Genomic DNA, 18,014 nt, shown 5'->3' with positions numbered 1-18,014 from the left:
TCATTTTATTTCTTATTTAATGTATCTAACTAAATCCACTAGGCTGTCCAGCACCAAATCTGCTTTTGCTTCACCTTCTGCGGTAATGGCTTTGCCTGTTCTTACCAATACTTTGGTTTTCACGCCGGCATTTTCCGCTGCTAGTAAGTCTTCCAATTTATCGCCCACCATATAAGATTGGCTAGGATCGATATTCAGATCTTTAATTGCTTGCTCAAACATTCCTGCTTTTGGCTTGCGGCAGTCGCAATCTTCACGGTATTCGCCTTTTCCCTCCGGATGATGCGGGCAGTAGTAAATGCCGTCTAGCACCACGCCGTAATCTTCATCGAGCGACCAATCCATCCACTCAGTGAGCTGCATAAATTGTTCTTCGCTGAAATAACCCCGAGCAATGCCGGATTGATTGGTAACCAGCACGAGCAAATAGCCTTTATCTTGAAGCTGCTTTAACGCTTTGCCAACACCGTCAATGAACTGGAAATCATCAATTTTATACACATAGCCGTGATCGATATTAATTGTGCCATCACGATCAAGAAAAATTGCTTTTTTAGCCATCAATTTGATCCTTTAATAAAATCGACCACCATTTGATGATGTTCGCTTGTTTTGAATTTATCAAAAACCTGCTCAATCACGCCTTGTTCATTCACTAAAAAACTGATGCGATGAATGCCATCATAGGTTTTGCCTAAAAACTTTTTCTCGCCCCATACACCAAAAGCCTCTGCCACTTGGTGGTCTGGGTCTGATAACAAAGTGAAATTAAGCTCTTTTTTCTCGACAAATTGAGCCAGTTTTTTCGGTAAATCAGGGCTAATTCCAAGCACGACTACGTTGAGTTCATCAAGTTCTGATTTGCTATCACGCAACCCACACGCCTGTGTAGTACAACCAGGAGTGAGGGCTTTGGGGTAGAAATAAACTAACACTTTTTTGCCCGTAAATTGGGAAAGTGAAACCGCTTCATCAACCTGATTTTGAAGGGTAAATTGAGGAGCTTTATCGCCAACTTTTAAGATATTCATTTGTAATTTTTCCATAAAAAATAACCGCTTGTATTCTACTACAAGCGGTCGATTCTGGGTATTTTTTTGCAAATTATTCTAAAAACCCTTCCAGCAATTCATTTAAGAAGAGTTTGCCGTGTTGAGTTATTTGCCAATGGGTTGGGGTTTCAGAAATATAATTTTGGTTTAACGCCCAATCCATTGTTGGTTGGACGATTTCCCGATCTAATCCTGTAAACCATTCAAACTCTTGTTTTGGCGTGGCTTCAAGCAATCTAAAGCGGTTCATAAAAAATTCAAATGGGCGGTCGTCTAACTCAATCAAATCTTGGCCATAACGATACTCTCCTCGCATATAACCTTTTGGGTGTTTGGTTTTACTAAAGCGGTAAATTTCGCCTGTCGGGTAAGAAATTTTACCGTGAGCCCCGCAGCCTATTGCCAAATAATCGCCAAATCGCCAATAATTCAAATTGTGTCGGCACTGAAAACCTTTTTTTGCATAGGCGGAGGTTTCGTATTGCTCATAGCCTGCCGCCGTTAAAAGTTGATGCCCCTGCTCAAAAATATCCCATAATTCATCATCATCGGGCAAGGTAGGTTTGCGGTAGTAAAACATCGTATTTGGCTCAATGGTGAGTTGATACCACGATAAATGAAGTGGATTGAGAGCTATTCCCTGTTCTAAATCACTTAACGCTTGTTTTACCGATTGGTTTGGTAAACCGTGCATTAAATCAATATTAAAACTGTTCAAGCCTGATTTTGCAGAATTTTGGGCGAAAATGACCGCTTGTTTTGCCTCTTGGCTATCGTGAATACGCCCAAGCTTGAGCAGTTTTTCCGGCTCAAAACTTTGAATACCCATTGAAATGCGGGTAACGCCACCTTGTGCGTAACCTAAAAATCGCTCTGCTTCGGCTGTTCCCGGATTAGCTTCCAGCGTAATTTCAATATTCGATTCAAAAGGAATTCGCTTTTCTACTTCTTTGAGTAAATAAGCAATGCCTTCTGCTGAAAAAAGACTTGGCGTACCTCCGCCAATAAAAATGGAGTGCAATTTACGGTCGCCGATTGCCACTTGGTAAGCGGTTAAATCTTGAGATAAATCTGCAAGGAGATGTTCGATATATTCTTGTTCAGGAATTAACCCTTTTTGAGCGTGGGAGTTAAAATCGCAGTAAGGGCATTTTTGCACACACCAAGGGATATGGATATAAAGGCTTAAAGGCGGTAAAATTAGTTTCACGTTAAATATTTCGTTGTGTTTAAGAGGCGTAAATAATAACGAAAAGCAAATAAAGTGGGAAGTAGATATTTTTTCGTGAGCTAGATCACAAATTCAAAAATTACCGCTTTACCACTTTGTTGTTAATGATATGATGATTTCGTTTCAAAAAATTAATATGTTTTGATAAATTCACTTCATATTAAAAACAAACTATCCAATATAGCGACCTTAAGGAGCTTACTATGACAAAACAATTTGAACATAACGAATCACGTCGTGGTTTTATGAAATTGATGGCTGGTGTGGGTGCAGGTTTTGCATTCAGTAGTACATTAGGCACATTCTCAGCACCGGCAGCAGCGGCAACAGCTCCTGCAAAAGGCTCTGTGATTGAAGCAGGTATTTCTTACTCTCTTTCCACAGGGTTCGATCCCTTGCGTACCACCGGTGCAACACCAATGGCGGCAAATCTCCATATTTTTGAAGGACTCGTGGACTTACACCCAGCCACTCGCGAGCCATACTTAGGTTTAGCAGCAAAAATGCCAGAAAAAGTGGACGATGTAACCTACCGTGTAACACTACGTGATGGTGCGGTATTCCACGATGGTAAACCGGTTACAAGTGCGGACGTTGTTTTCTCTTTTGAACGTGTATTAAACCCGGAGAACAAATCTCTGTTCGCTGGTTTCGTACCATTTATTGAAAGTGTGAAAGCGGTTGATGAAAAAGTCGTTGAGTTTAAACTCAAATATCCGTTTGCATTATTTAACGAACGTTTAACTATCATCAGAATTGTACCAAAACACGTTGTTGAAGCAGTGGGTGAAAGCACCTTTGATGCAAACCCTGTAGGTTCCGGTCCATACAAATTTGTATCAGCAGTTAAAGATGATAAGATCGTGTTTGAAGCATTCGCAGGCTACAACGGTATCTACCCTGCTAAAGCTGAGAAAATGATTTGGTCGCTCTTATCAGATGATGCGGCTCGCGTAACTGCACAAGAGTCTAAACGTGTTCAAGCAATTGAATCAGTGCCATATCTTGATATTCAACGCTTAAAATCAAAAAGACAATCAGTTGAGTCTGTTCAATCATTCGGCTTACTATTCTTAATGTTTAACTGTGTTGAAGCACCATTTAACAACCCGAAAGTACGTCAAGCTTTCCACTATGCGTTAGATACACAAAAAATGATCGATGTGGTGTTCTTAGGTAATGCACGTGCAGCAACATCTTACTTACAAGAAACTCACCCTGATTATGTGAAAGCAGCAACTCAGTATGATTTCGATAAAGAAAAAGCTGCGGCATTATTAAAAGAAGCAGGTGTAGATAAATTAGAGTTTGAATTGCTTGCAACAGATACTTCTTGGGTAAAAGAATGTGCACCATTAATTCTTGAATCTTGGAATGCAATTCCGGGTGTGAAAGTAACTTTACGCCACTTACAATCAAGTGCGTTATATGGTGAATTTATCGCATCAGGTAACTTCAAAGTTGTTGTAGCACCGGGCGACCCTTCTGTATTCGGTAACGATGTGGACTTATTACTAAGCTGGTTCTATCGTGGCGACGGTTGGGCGAAAAACCGCTATCGTTGGTCTGATACACCAGAGTATGCAGAAGTGCAAAAACTCTTGGATGCAGCAGTGGCTGCGAAATCTCACGATGAGGCAAAAGCAGAATGGGCTAAAGTGTTCAACATTGTCGCTGAACAAGTTCCGCTCTACCCACTAATCCATCGTAAATTACCAACTGCGTGGGATGATAAAGCATTAACTGACTTCCAACCATTACCAACCACAGGTATGTCTTTCTTAGGCGTTGGACGTAAATAAGCCTTGATACACGGCTAAACAAGCGGTCGGTTTTTGGGAAATTTTTGCAAAAGTTCGACCAAAACCGACCGCTTGTAACTTTCGATTTATTCCCAAGTTTTTCCGTGTTTTCTATATAGCATAGAGTGCGTTTTACGCACTGACAACAAATCAACTAAGTGTATTCGCACTCAACCTTCCACTAATGTTTTATAGTCGGAGATAAAGATGGAAATTGTACTTCGCCTGTTATTCCGCCGTGTATTGGCTCTGCCGGTAATGATTATCGGGGTAACAGCATTAGTTTTTATTATTTTACAGTTCACGCCGGGCGATGCTGCAACCGTTGCATTAGGTGATGCAGCCAGTGATGAAGCTAAACATTTATGGCGTGAGCAACGTGGGTTAAATGATCCGTTATTGGTTCAATACTTCCGTTTTCTCGGGAACCTTCTCGTGTTAGATTTAGGGGTAACTACACCGCCTGAATTACCGATTTCATCAATGATTGCTAAAGCTTTCCCTATCACATTGCAATTAACCTTTATTGGTGTGATTCTAGCTGCGATCATTTCATTCACATTAGGGGTATTTGCCGCTCTTCATCGTGATCGTTTAGCAGACCAAATTATTCGTCTGTTCTCGGTTGCAGCTGTTGCAACGCCTTCTTTCTGGCTCGGTATTTTATTAATTCAATACTTCTCACTTGAACTGGATTGGTTACCGTCCGGTGGTTATGTGCCATTTAGTGAAAGTCCGAAAGAGTGGGCTATCTCAATGGTTCTGCCATCGCTTGCATTAGCTATTCCAGTTTGTGCATCACTCATTCGTGTGGTACGTACAGCAATGGTTGAAGAGATGGACAAAGACTATGTGCGTACGGCAATTGGTAACGGCGTACCTTACTCAACCGTTATTCGCCGTAATGTATTGCGTAATGCGTTAATTACACCGGTAACTGTTCTTGGCTTACGTGTCGGTTACTTACTGGGTGGTGCAGTCGTTATCGAACAGATTTTCGACTTACCGGGAATGGGTAAATTAATTTTCAACGGAATTACTAATGTGGACTTAAACTTAGTACAAGGCGTGGTACTAACCATTGCATTGACTTTCGTGTTAGTAAACATCATCGTTGATATTCTTTATCTGATTATTAACCCTAAAATTCGGAGTCTATAATGTTTCGTCAAGGATTAGCAGACAGACTTGCTTCTGGCGGGGCAAGATTCAAAGCATTATCAACCGCCTCCAAAATTGCCTTAATCTTCTTGATTTTTATGGCTCTTGTGGCAATTTTCGCACCATTGGTTGCACCTTATGATCCACTACAAACCCTACGCCCTGTGCAGGCTCCGGGTTCAGAATATTGGTTCGGTACAGACCGTTTAGGACGTGATATTTTCTCTCGTATTGTTTACGGAGCTAGAACCTCACTCTTTATCGGCTTAGGTGCAGTAGCTTGTGCGATTGTATTTGGTAGTATTTTAGGTGCAACAGCTGCAACTGCTGATAAATTCGGCAATGAAGTGATTATGCGTCTAATGGATATTCTAATGGCATTCCCGGGCATCGCACTTGCAGCTGTATTATTAGCGACTTTCGGCAACTCTTCACCGATTATTATCCTCACAATTGCGATTGTTTACACACCACAGTTAGCTCGTGTGGTACGTGCAAACGTGGTTTCACAATGGGAAGAAGACTACGTGCGTGCTGAGCGTGTAATTGGTGGTAGCCGTACTTACATCTTATTAAAACACGTTGTGCGTAATACCGCAGCACCTGTTTTAGTGTTCGCAACAGTAATGGTTGCTGATGCCATCATCCTTGAAGCATCACTTTCTTTCTTAGGTGCAGGGGTTCAGCCGCCACATCCATCTTGGGGTAATATCTTATCTGAAGGTCGTAACTTAGTATTAAGCGGCTTCTGGTGGGCAACGACATTCTCAGGCTTATGTGTACTTTTAACGGTATTATCATTAAATATTCTTTCTGAAGGTTTAACTGATGCATTAGCAAATCCAAAAACCAAGAAAAGCCCGACAGCAGCGAAAAGCGATGTGTCAAAACCGCTTTCAGCAGATGTTCAAGAAGCAATGGCAGAAGGTTTGGCATTAAAACGTTATTTATTACAATTAAACCAAGCAGAAACCGTACGTACTGACCGTATGCAACTTAACCCAAATGCAAAACCGATTTTGCAAGTGAAAAACTTATCTATCCGTTTCCCGAACCGTTATGGTGAAACACCATTGGTAGATAACATCAGCTTTACCGTACACGAAGGCGAAACAATGGGCTTAGTAGGTGAATCTGGTTGTGGTAAATCAATTTCTGCCTTCTCAATTATGGGCTTATTACCAAAAACAGCCAAAATCACCGGGGAAATTTTGTTTACTGACCGTGCGGGCAATCAACACGATTTATTAAAAACTGACAAGTTGAACGATCTTCGTGGTCACGAAATCTCGATGATTTATCAAGATGCATTAAGTGCCTTAAACCCATCAATGCGTATTCGTGAGCAAATGGAGCAGTTGATCAGTCGTGGTGGTAAACAATCGGCAGAGACATTACTCAAATGGGTACATCTTGATCCTGAAAAAACACTCAACCGTTACCCACACGAGCTTTCAGGTGGTCAGCGTCAGCGTGTGTTAATTGCAATGGCATTGGCTCGTGAACCAAAACTATTAATTGCGGATGAACCAACCACTGCATTAGACGTAACCGTTCAGGCAGAAGTAATTAAATTGCTTAACGAATTGCGTGAAAAACTCGGCTTTGCAATGGTGTTTGTGAGCCACGATTTAGCCTTAGTTGCTCAAATTGCTCACCACATCACGGTTATGTATGCAGGTCAAGTAGTAGAAGCATCGCCAACCAGCGACTTACTAATGCACCCAACGCACGAATATACACGAGGCTTATTAGGTTCAGTACTTTCAACCGAATGCCGTGCAGAACGCTTATATCAAATTCCGGGCAGTGTGCCTTCTCCGTTTGACTTTGCAGACGGCGACCGTTTCGCCAGCCGCTCATTGCGTCCTGATGCGAATCCGAAACAACAGTTGAAACTTGTTCCAACTGGAGAACACCCACAACACGTTTGGGCATCTCACTTAGAAGAAAATCAGGGAGCTAAACTATGAGTATGAAGCCCATTAAAGAACAGCCAATTATTGAGCTGAGAGATATTGTTGTCGAGTTTCGCTCCCGCGATGGAACACTATTCAACCCGAAAAAATTCCGTGCGGTAAATGGCGTGAGTTTAGATATTCACGCTGGTGAAACAGTCGGCATTGTAGGGCAATCCGGTTGTGGTAAATCAACATTGGCAAGCGTCATTATCGGCTTACAAAAACCAACTTCAGGTACGGTAAAATTCAACGGCTTACAGATGAAATATGGCAGTGCTGAAGCCCGTAAGCAGTTTGGTCGCCAAGTATCGGTTATCTTCCAAGATCCGGCAACCGCCCTTAACCCTCGTATGCGTGTACTGGATATCTTGAAAGATCCGATGGATATCCACAATGTATTAGAGCCAAACGAGCGTGAAAAAAGAGTTTACGAACTCTTAAACCGTGTAGGTTTACCTCGCTCTGCTGCCTTAGTTGAGCCAACTCGTTTATCAGGTGGTCAAAAGCAACGTGTGGCGATCGCTCGTGCATTGGCTCTTAATCCAAATTTGATAGTAGCAGATGAGCCGACTTCCGCACTGGATGTATCTGTTCGAGCTCAAGTTCTGAACTTACTTGCCGATCTGAAAAAAGAGTTAAACCTTGCAATGGTGTTTATCTCTCACGATTTGCAAACTGTTCGTCAAGTGTCTGACCGCATTGTGGTAATGAATGGCGGTAAAATCATCGAGCAAGGCGAAGCCTCACAAGTCTTCGATAGCCCACAAGATGAATACACCCGCATTCTGTTAGACGCAGCTCCATCATTATTGTAATTGTACTTTTAGTCCTACAAGCGGTAAAATTTGCTGAAAATTTTACCGCTTGTTTTTTATTTCTATGATCAAAATTACCCAAACAATAGATACTGATTTACTCATTGTCGGCTCTGGCATTGCCGGGCTTTCTGCGGCTGTTGAGGCAAAGAGCAAAGGCTTAAATCCGTTGCTGATTAGCAAATCCACCATTGGTTCCGGTGCAAGTTATTTTCCGCTAAAAGCCACATTAGGTATTCAAGTAACAGGCGATGAAGCCGACCACGCTCTTTTTAGAGAAGATATTGAACATATCGGCAAAGGCAAAATCAACGCCAATGTAGTGCAAGCTTATATTGAAGACTCACCGAAAGCTATTGAGTTATTAGAGCGTATCGGCTTTAAACCGTGGAAACGAAACGACAACCGCCCGGCTTGCTTTGCTAAATATGCTCGCCCGATTTATTTAATTAAAGATTGGCGAGAGGCTGCCATACGAGCAAAACAAATTTTACAAGAGCAGCAGATTCCTTTCTATGAAAATGCCACCCTTTTACATATCGTAACAGACGATAATCAAGTACAAGGGGCAGTATTTTCTCTCGTTACAAGCGGTCAAATTTCTTATATTTTTTGCAAAACCAATCATATTATTTTAGCTGCCGGCGGGATTGCCGGACTTTATAAAGATAACCTCTACCCTGCTGATGTAATAGGCTCACTCCATTCTGTTGCCAAGCAAGCCGGGGCGACTTTAGTCAATCTTGCTTTTATCCAATTTATTCCTGCTTTTGTTGAGCCCAAATATAAAGTCTTATTTGGCGAACATACGTTGAAATATGTAACAGAAATTACCGATTCGCAAGGCAATAATTTATTCCCTCATTTAAGCCAAACGCAATTTAGTAAAATGATGTTGGAACGTAGTCATTATGCTCCTTTCAGTTTGGATTTTGAGTGCGTGGAATTTGACTTAGTGATGATGAAGCATTTGCTGGAAAATCCAAATGAAAAAGGTATTTATCTCAAATACAGCCCAAAACTCTATGCAGACACAGAAGAATTTTACACCGTTTATTTGAATTGGCTGAAAAATGAAGTGGGAATTGATTTAGTCAAAGATAGAATTGCGATTAAACCTTTTGCTCACAGCTGCAACGGTGGCATTCAAATCAACCAATGGGGTGAAAGTTCGGTGAAAGGCTTATTTGCAATCGGCGAAATTGCTCATTGTATTGAAGGTGCAAACCGTATGGGCGGAAATTCAGTTGGCGGCGGTTTGGTATTTGCCAAACGTGCGGTAGCGGAAATTTCTCGCTCACTAGAACAAGCTAATTTGCAAAAAAACACCGAAATTTCACCGCTTGTAATGGCAGAAAAAGCATTAAATCAGCTTGCTAACTCAAATGCTAATCTTGAACTAACCGCCAGTGAAGTGCTTTCCTCTATTCGAGAAAAAATGGCATTATATGCTAATGTTTACCGCACTCGAAGTAACCTTCAACATCTGCTTGATGAATTAAATCGTTTGGAACAACAATTTGACCCAATCCATCACGCTCAGTATCAAGGCATTGAAGTTTACAATGCACTAAAAACCGCTCAATTAGTGGTAAATAATATGCTCAATGAGAAGAGTTTGGGGGCACACTACTTAGATGCACAAAATTAGTCTATAATAGTTCACTTTTCATAAAAAATAATAAATTAGGAGTATAAATGAATAACTACCTACTTAAATTAAAACCGATGACAGCAGTCATACTTTCTCTTTTAACGGTCTTTATCTTAGGTTTTACAATGATTGGGCTTGGTTGGGTGCCACAAATTTCGATTTTAGCGGTTATTGTCATTCTGTTACTTTTCGGATTGCTTAATAAAATTCCGTTTAAAAATATGCAAGAAGGTATGGCAAATGGGCTGATGTCCGGTATCGGTGCAGTTTACTTGTTCTTTTTTATCGGATTATTAGTTTCAGCCCTAATGATGTCTGGGGCAATTCCTACCTTAATGTATTATGGTTTAAGTGTGATTTCGCCTGAATTATTTTACATCTCTGCTTTTGCCTTAAGTTCTGTGGTAGGTATCGCCTTAGGCAGTAGTTTAACTACGACTGCAACTATCGGCGTTGCTTTTATCGGTATGGCTTCAGCATTTGGGGCTAACCCTGCTATTGTAGCCGGTGCGGTTGTTTCAGGTGCATTTTTTGGCGACAAAACGTCTCCACTATCAGACACTACAACTATTGCAGCTTCTGTTGTAGGAATTGATATGTTCGCTCATATCCGCAATATGCTTTATACCACTATTCCGGCGTGGATTTTAACAGCTCTTATCCTTTGGTTTTTAACTGAGCCGGCTGATGCTCAAAATTTAGCAAATATTGAGAGTTTAAAAACTAATTTACAAGAAACAGGATTAATACACGGCTACTCTTTGTTACCTTTTGTTACCTTAATTTTAATGGCAATTAAGCGTGTTAATTCCATTTATATTATTGTTACTACAGTAATGCTCTCCCTGGTTATTACCTATATTCACAGTTCACCAACCCTTGAACAACTAGGCAATTATTTCTTTACCGGCTATAAACCCGTTGAAGGTGTAGATTTAGGCGAAGTAGCATCATTAGTTTCTCGTGGAGGAATTAATAGTATGTTCTTTACCATTACTATTGTGCTATTAGCCTTAAGTTTAGGCGGTTTATTGCAAATTCTAGGTATTTTACCTGCCCTGCTAAAAGGTATTAGTGGCTTCTTAACCAACACCGGACGTGTTACTTTTGTGGTGGCAAGTACCGCAGTTGGTATTAACGTCTTGATCGGCGAGCAATATTTAAGTTTATTATTATCAGGAAATACCTTCCGTTCAACTTACGAGCGTTTAGGTTTAGATCTTAAAAATTTATCTCGCACTATTGAAGATGCCGGTACGGTAATCAACCCATTAGTGCCTTGGAGTGTGTGTGGTGTGTTTATCAGTAGCGTACTCAATGTATCGGTGTTAGACTATTTACCTTATGCGTTCTTCTGTTATATCTGTTTAATCCTCACCTTAATTTTTGGATTTACAGGGGTAACTATTAGTAAAAAAGCAAACTAAAATGTAAAACTAAGCGATAAAAAAATGCCTACAAATTTGTAGGCATTTTTTCTAATTAGAGTTGGAGAACCACTTGTTTTGCTAATTCTCTGGCGAGTTTATCAATATGCAATACATCTGCAATTTCTTTCACTTGGATTGGAGCAATATTTTCCACCACTGTTCGATTTACATTTACAATATCGGTAAAGCGGATTTGCCCATTTAAAAACGCCTCAACGGCAACTTCATTTGCCGCATTCATCGCCGTAGTTGCATATTGCCCTTCGGCAAAAGCCTCAATCGCTAATTTTAAGTTCGGATAACGAGCAAAATCAGGCTCAATAAAAGTCAGCTCTTTGAGCTTAAAGAAATCGAGCGGTGGCACGCCAGCATTAATGCGGTTGGGGTAAGCCATTGTGTGAGCAATCGGGGTACACATATCCGGATTTCCCATTTGAGCAATAACCGAACCATCAATATACCGTACCATTCAGTGAATGATTGGTTGTGGGTGAATAATAATTTCCATCTCGTCTGCCGTTGCATTAAACAGCCAACGAGCTTCAATGTACTCCAAACCTTTATTCATCATTGTGGCAGAATCGACCGAGATCTTTTTCCCCATCGACCAATTTGGGTGAGCAACGGCTTGAGCAGGTGTAATCGCATCAAATTCATTTAATGGCTTAGTACGGAATGGACCGCCCGATCCTGTTAAAATAATTTTGCTTACGCCTAATTCTGCAAGCGGGCAAAAGCCCACTTTCTCTTGAGCTTCAGGCGGTAGCGATTGGAAAATCGCATTGTGTTCACTATCTACAGGGAGTAATTTCGCACCGGATTTGCGAGCCTCATCAATAAAAATCTGCCCACAAGTAACAAGAGATTCTTTGTTCGCCAGTAGCACTCTCTTGCCTGCTTTCACCGCAGAAAGCGTTGGTAATAAGCCTGCCGCCCCCACAATTGCTGCCATTACCATATCCACATCAGCGTGAGCACAAAGATCACAAATCGCTTTCTGCCCTGCTAATACTTCGGTTTTTATGCCTAAATTCGCTAATACTGTTTTCAATTCTTGAGCTGCTTTTTCATCGTCCATTGCAGCAAAAATCGGCTTGTATTGTTGGCATTGCTCGATCATTAACGCAACATTTTTTCCGCCTACTAAGGCAAAAATTTCGTACTGTTCTTTATTATGCTCAACTACCGATAAGGTGCTTTTACCAATAGAACCTGTTGAGCCTAAAACCACTAATTTTTTCATTTTTATATTTAATTCCTAACATCTCGTGTAGGGGCAAATTGCAATTTGCCCTACTGATTTTCACGTTTATTTGCAAATTTTTTATCAAAAACAACCGCTTGTATTTAACTTGAAAGTCGTTTTGCCTCAATCACATCATCTAATTGCGATACTCTGGCTAATAATTTATTTAAAATCGCAACATTATTGAGCTGAATTTCCATATCAATAGTTGCAAGGCTTCGTTTGACATCCGTTCGGCTCGAAACGCCTAACACGTTTACTTTTTCATTCGCCATAATCGCACTCACATCTCGTAATAAACCATTTCTATCATTTGCAATCACACGAATAGTCAAACTCAAGCCTGAAACATAACCTTCCCCCCAATCTGCTTCCACCACACGTTCCGGATTTGCATTCAATAATTCGTGTAATTGCTCACAATCCGCACGATGAATAGAAATACCCCGTCCTTGCGTGATATAGCCTAAAATTTCATCTCCCGGAATCGGCTGGCAACAACGAGCAATAGAGTGCATTAAATTCCCTACCCCCTCAACAACCACATAACCTTTACTTGGTTTTGGTTGGTTGTTGTTTTTATTAACCTGTTTTAGTACCGCCTCATCTTCTTGTTCAGCCGTTGGTTTAATTAATTTTGATTGCAAATAGTGCATTAATTGATGCAGACGAATATCGCCGCCGCCAATACCTGCGTATAAATCATCAAATTGTTTTAAATTATAGCGAGGCAGTGCGTATTCCTCAATTTGTCTGAGCGTGAAGCCAAATTTCTCCATTTCAGCTTCAAGAGCTTCTTTACCAATCGGAATATTCTTTTCACGATCTAATTTCTTAAACCACGCAATAATTTTTGAACGAGCTTTGCCGGTATTAACGAAACCAGCATTTGGATTGAGCCAATCTCTGCTTGGGTTTGGCTCTTTTTGCGTGATAATTTCAACCTGATCGCCCATCTGTAAATGGTAAGTAAAGGGCACAATTCGCCCGGCTACTTTTGCACCAATACAACGATGCCCGATTTCACTATGAATTGCGTAAGCAAAATCCAGCGGTGTGGCTTTTTGTGGCAGATCGATTACCTCTCCTCTTGGCGTAAAGACATAAACACGGTCATCAAAAATTTGTGTCCGCATTTCTGCCACCATATCACCGGAATCAGCAAGATCGTTTTGCCACTCAAGCAATTTCCGTAGCCACACAATTTTTTCTTCGTAGCCTGAACGCCCTGCGGTTGCTCCTTCTTTATATTTCCAGTGAGCCGCCACGCCAAGCTCCGCATCATCGTGCATTTTTTGGGTGCGAATTTGCACCTCAATGGTTTTATCGCCTTCACCTAATACAACGGTATGTAATGATTGATAGCCGTTAGGTTTTGGGTTAGCAATATAATCATCAAAATGTTCCGGCAAGTGGGTATATTTAGTATGAATAATGCCCAATGCCGTGTAGCAATCTTCTAAAGTTGGCACAATCACGCGTACGGCTCGCACATCAAAAAGCTGATTAAATCTCAGACGCTTTTTCTGCATTTTTTTCCAAATGCTGTAGATATGTTTCGGACGACCATAAATCTGCACATTCTCAATTTCACCCGCTAAACAAGCGGTCAAATCTGCTACAAAATTTGCAATATAGCGTTCACGATCCACACGGCGTTCACCTAAATCAAACTTCGCTATTTGAGTGTAAGAGACAGGGTGTAAAATGCGGAAGCAGTAATCTTCCAGCTCCCATTTAAGTTGCCCTATGCCTAAGCGGTTGGCAAGTGGAGCATAAACGTGGGAACATTCTTTAGCAGCTAATACCGTATCTTCCTCCGTGTGATGGCTGCCATCACGCAAATAAGCAATTCGTTCGGCAAGTTTGATAACTACACAGCGGAAATCATCAACCATTGCCAGCAACATACGGCGGATATTATCGATTTGTAAATCAGATACATTGTGAGCAGAGAGCTGGCGGATATTTTCCATTTCCAGCACGCCTTTCACGAGGTTTTTGATATGATTATTGAAATCTTCTTTTAATTGAACAAGATCAATAATGTTATGCTTCACAAGCGGAAATAAAAGTGCTGCAACCAGACTGTCATCGTCCATATTTAAGCCGTGTAACACTTCTACCATCTCAATGCCATACCACATCAAACTGTAATCGGCATCAAGCTTTTCTTGAGCGTAATCCCAAGCGTGTTGAATGCGTTCACTCGTTACAGGAGACATATTCAGACTCGCACACCAGCTTGCTAATTCAAAATTATTTGGATCAAGTTGGTGGGAATAACGAATTGCTACCATAAAGCCTCCTTGTAAATTTTCGTCAAAATCAGACCGCTTGTTATCGCTTGATATGGAGTGTAATTATACGTCTAATTTCAGAAAAAATTTACCCTTTTTATAAAAATTTAGCGTATAGCTTACCACTTAAATTACTCCTTAAGAGGTATCAACCTTGTGATAAATCAAACCTATCAACACAATCATTTGCACGACATCTCTCTCTTGATTAAAATGACTGCGTTTTTATTTTTAAATTTTATCTTTTCTGTGGGAAACAATGACAATTTTAGCTTTAGGGATTAATCATAAAACCGCTTCTGTGGGTTTAAGAGAGAAAGTCGCATTTGTTGATGACAAACGTGATCTCGCTCTTACTCAAATTCAAGAAAGCGGATTAGCCGAAAGCGTTGTTATTCTTTCTACCTGTAACCGCACCGAACTCTATTTCCACCAGCCTAATATTTCTCCTCGTGAAGAGAGCGAGGAAAATATTCAGTGGCGTGAACAATGCTTCCAATGGTTTGCTCAAATTCATCATCTTGATGAAAATGAACTACGTGAATGCCTCTATTTCAAACAAAATTTAGAAGCGGCTAACCATTTAATGAAAGTGGCAAGCGGTTTAGATTCTCTCATTTTAGGTGAACCTCAAATTTTAGGACAGGTAAAACAGGCTTATCAATATAGCGAAGATTTTTACCAACAACATCGCAAAACGATGTCTACAAAGCTCTCTCGCTTATTCCAACGTACCTTTGCAACGGCAAAACGCGTGCGTTCTGAAACCGAAATTGGTAGCCAAGCAGTTTCTGTTGCCTACGCTGCTTGTGGTTTAGCTCGCCAAATTTTCGATAATTTCGGCAAATTACGCTTCTTGCTTGTTGGTGCGGGCGAAACCATTGAATTAGTAGCTCGTTATTTAATTCAACACGGTGCGAAAAATATTATGGTAGCAAACCGTACTCATATTCGAGCAGAAATGTTGGCAGAAAAATTAAATGCCCCGATGCAAATTCTCTCACTGAGTGCATTGCAATTAGGCTTAAACCAAGCGGATGTAGTCATTAGTTCCACCGGTAGCCCCGATATGCTAATTACAAAAGAGATGGTTGAATTTGCTCAGAAACAACGTCAATTTGACCCACTGTTGCTCATTGATATTGCTGTTCCTCGTGATATTGATGAAAAAGCCGGCGAATTAGATGGGGTTTATTCTTATAGTGTGGATGATTTACAAAATATCATTCAACGCAATATGGCTCAGCGAGAAGAAGCGGCGAAACAAGCGGCTGAAATCGTCAAAGAAGAAAGCAAAGCCTTCTTTGAGTGGTTAAAGCAGCAGCAGTCAAGTGATCTTATCAAACGCTATCGCCAAGATGCGGAACAAATCCGCCAAGAGTTATTAGAGAAAGCTCTCCAAGCAATAAATCAAGGGCAAGATAGCCAACGTGTTTTGAGTGAATTAAGTTACAAACTAACAAACCAACTGCTCCACGCTCCAACCCAAGCCTTGCAATCTATGGCAAAAAGTGGAAATTCAACGGGCTTGCAAAGTTTTTCTAAAGCTCTCAGGTTGGAGGAATAATTTACCTATAAGTTAAATTTCGGACGCACGTTGTGCGTCCCCACGCCAATCTATATTTCTTATCCTTTCTTCTGATTTTAACTTTCCTCAAATTTCCGCTATAATAAGCCAATTTTTGCAACACATTGCAAATCACTGAATTTAGAGGATAAAAAATGACTCCTGTTGTTGCCCTAGTTGGCAGACCAAATGTAGGTAAATCTACCTTATTTAACCGCTTAACCCGTACCCGAGATGCGTTAGTAGCAGACTTTCCAGGCTTAACCCGCGATCGTAAATACGGACACGCCAATATTGCGGGCTATGATTTTATCGTGATCGACACAGGCGGTATTGATGGCACAGAAGAAGGTGTGGAAGAAAAAATGGCAGAACAATCGCTACTCGCGATTGAAGAAGCTGATGTAGTGCTTTTCTTAGTCGATGCTCGTGCCGGCTTATTGCCTGCGGATATTGGCATCGCACAATATTTACGCCAACGTGAAAAAACCACTGTGGTGGTTGCTAATAAAACAGACGGTATTGATGCTGACTCTCACTGTGCAGAGTTTTATCAGCTCGGTTTAGGCGAAGTAGAACAAATCGCGGCTGCTCAAGGGCGTGGCGTAACACAACTTATCGAGCAAGTGCTTGCTCCACTTGGCGAACAGCTAAATGCAGATCAAGCGGTCGAAAACGATGAAAATTTTGCAAATGATGAAGCAGCTGACGAATGGGATACTGATTTCGACTTCGACAATGAAGAAGATACCGCATTATTAGATGAAGCATTGGAAGAAGATGCTGAAGAGTCCATTGAAGATAAAAACATCAAAATTGCGATTGTCGGCAGACCAAACGTAGGCAAATCAACCCTCACTAACCGTATCTTAGGCGAAGAACGTGTGGTAGTGTATGATATGCCTGGCACAACCCGTGATTCTATCTACATTCCAATGGAGCGTGATGGTCAGCAATATACTATTATCGACACCGCCGGCGTGCGTAAACGTGGCAAGGTCAATTTAGCGGTTGAAAAATTCTCAGTCATCAAAACCTTACAAGCCATTCAAGATGCCAATGTGGTGCTTTTAACCATTGATGCTCGTGAAGGGATTTCTGATCAGGATTTATCGCTACTCGGCTTTATTTTAAATGCAGGTCGTTCACTTGTAATTGTAGTAAACAAATGGGACGGCTTATCGCAAGATATTAAAGATCAAGTGAAATCAGAATTAGATCGCCGTTTAGATTTTATCGACTTTGCCCGTGTGCACTTTATTTCTGCATTACACGGTTCCGGTGTGGGTAATTTGTTTGATTCGGTGAAAGAAGCTTACGCTTGTGCCACCCAAAAAACGTCCACCTCAATGCTGACCCGTATTTTGCGTATGGCAGCAGATGAACACCAACCTCCATTGGTAAACGGTCGCCGAGTGAAATTGAAATATGCTCACCCGGGTGGTTATAATCCGCCGATTATTGTAATTCACGGCAATCAGGTAGAAAAATTAGCGGATTCTTACAAACGCTATTTAAGCAATTACTTCCGTAAGAGTTTGAAAATTATCGGCTCGCCAATTCGCATTTTATTCCAAGAAGGGAATAACCCATTTGCGGGCAAGAAAAATAAACTGACGCCAAACCAACTGCGTAAACGTAAACGTTTGATGAAGTTTATTAAGAAAAGTAAGAAATAAATTATGCTCTCTCGCCCTTTGGGAGAGAGACCCGAAAAATGTTTCGTACAGAAACATTTTTCAGAGAGAGGCAAGCGGTTATTTTTTATGAAAATTTTGCACTTTCCTCTCCCTGA

Annotated in this window: 12 protein-coding genes and 1 pseudogene; 8 read left to right on the top strand and 5 right to left on the bottom strand. The window is 41.0% G+C overall.

What is annotated here, in order from left to right; genetic code table 11:
• Positions 1-12 precede the first annotated feature (12 nt).
• The 3 genes from gmhB to hemW form a co-directional block, all read right to left on the bottom strand.
• Complete coding sequence (gene gmhB / locus ACJHV0_RS09215; RefSeq protein WP_483134003.1) at positions 13-561, bottom strand: D-glycero-beta-D-manno-heptose 1,7-bisphosphate 7-phosphatase; 549 nt, start codon at positions 559-561, stop codon at positions 13-15.
• A complete protein-coding gene (gene bcp, locus ACJHV0_RS09210; protein WP_025236236.1) occupies positions 561-1,031 on the bottom strand; it encodes a thioredoxin-dependent thiol peroxidase in 471 nt (156 codons plus the stop codon). Before bcp ends, gmhB begins: the two co-directional genes overlap by 1 nt.
• A 73-nt stretch (positions 1,032-1,104) precedes the next feature.
• The gene (hemW, locus tag ACJHV0_RS09205; RefSeq protein ID WP_483134002.1) at positions 1,105-2,262 is read right to left on the bottom strand and encodes a radical SAM family heme chaperone HemW; all 1,158 of its coding nucleotides are present in this window, start codon (positions 2,260-2,262) and stop codon (positions 1,105-1,107) included.
• Between the two features lie 224 nt (positions 2,263-2,486).
• Between hemW and ACJHV0_RS09200 the strand changes: the two genes are divergently transcribed.
• The 6 genes from ACJHV0_RS09200 (at position 2,487) to nhaC (ending at position 11,103) form a co-directional block, all read left to right on the top strand.
• Complete coding sequence (locus tag ACJHV0_RS09200; protein ID WP_483134001.1) at positions 2,487-4,085, top strand: ABC transporter substrate-binding protein; 1,599 nt, start codon at positions 2,487-2,489, stop codon at positions 4,083-4,085.
• Between the two features lie 207 nt (positions 4,086-4,292).
• Positions 4,293-5,246, top strand: coding sequence for an ABC transporter permease (locus tag ACJHV0_RS09195; RefSeq protein WP_283385657.1), 954 nt, complete (start codon positions 4,293-4,295; stop codon positions 5,244-5,246).
• Positions 5,246-7,219 carry a dipeptide/oligopeptide/nickel ABC transporter permease/ATP-binding protein gene (locus tag ACJHV0_RS09190; RefSeq protein WP_334229047.1) on the top strand — a complete coding sequence of 658 codons (1,974 nt, stop codon included), beginning with the start codon at positions 5,246-5,248 and terminating at the stop codon, positions 7,217-7,219. The genes ACJHV0_RS09195 and ACJHV0_RS09190 overlap by 1 nt, the downstream gene beginning before the upstream one ends.
• Complete coding sequence (locus ACJHV0_RS09185; protein ID WP_025236241.1) at positions 7,216-8,022, top strand: ABC transporter ATP-binding protein; 807 nt, start codon at positions 7,216-7,218, stop codon at positions 8,020-8,022. Before ACJHV0_RS09190 ends, ACJHV0_RS09185 begins: the two co-directional genes overlap by 4 nt.
• Before the next feature lie 58 nt (positions 8,023-8,080).
• Complete coding sequence (locus tag ACJHV0_RS09180; protein WP_483134004.1) at positions 8,081-9,673, top strand: FAD-binding protein; 1,593 nt, start codon at positions 8,081-8,083, stop codon at positions 9,671-9,673.
• A gap of 47 nt (positions 9,674-9,720) precedes the next feature.
• Positions 9,721-11,103, top strand: coding sequence for a Na+/H+ antiporter NhaC (gene nhaC, locus ACJHV0_RS09175; RefSeq protein ID WP_283385655.1), 1,383 nt, complete (start codon positions 9,721-9,723; stop codon positions 11,101-11,103).
• A gap of 55 nt (positions 11,104-11,158) precedes the next feature.
• Here nhaC and ispC read toward each other — a convergent pair.
• Together ispC and relA are read right to left on the bottom strand one after the other, a co-directional pair.
• A pseudogene (ispC, locus tag ACJHV0_RS09170) lies at positions 11,159-12,349 on the bottom strand (1-deoxy-D-xylulose-5-phosphate reductoisomerase).
• 104 nt (positions 12,350-12,453) lie between these two features.
• Positions 12,454-14,652, bottom strand: a complete 2,199-nt coding sequence (relA, locus tag ACJHV0_RS09165; protein ID WP_334236232.1) for a GTP diphosphokinase — start codon at positions 14,650-14,652, stop codon at positions 12,454-12,456.
• Positions 14,653-14,911: 259 nt separating this feature from the next.
• On the opposite strand from relA, the gene hemA reads away from it, so the two are divergent.
• The gene (hemA, locus tag ACJHV0_RS09160; protein WP_025236246.1) at positions 14,912-16,219 is read left to right on the top strand and encodes a glutamyl-tRNA reductase; all 1,308 of its coding nucleotides are present in this window, start codon (positions 14,912-14,914) and stop codon (positions 16,217-16,219) included.
• A 155-nt stretch (positions 16,220-16,374) separates the two neighbouring features.
• Positions 16,375-17,898, top strand: a complete 1,524-nt coding sequence (gene der, locus ACJHV0_RS09155; RefSeq protein WP_112111141.1) for a ribosome biogenesis GTPase Der — start codon at positions 16,375-16,377, stop codon at positions 17,896-17,898.
• The last annotated feature ends 116 nt before the right edge of the window (positions 17,899-18,014 follow it).

It is taken from the genome of Mannheimia sp. (genome assembly GCF_056854775.1).
This window is presented reverse-complemented; position numbering and strand designations above follow the sequence as displayed.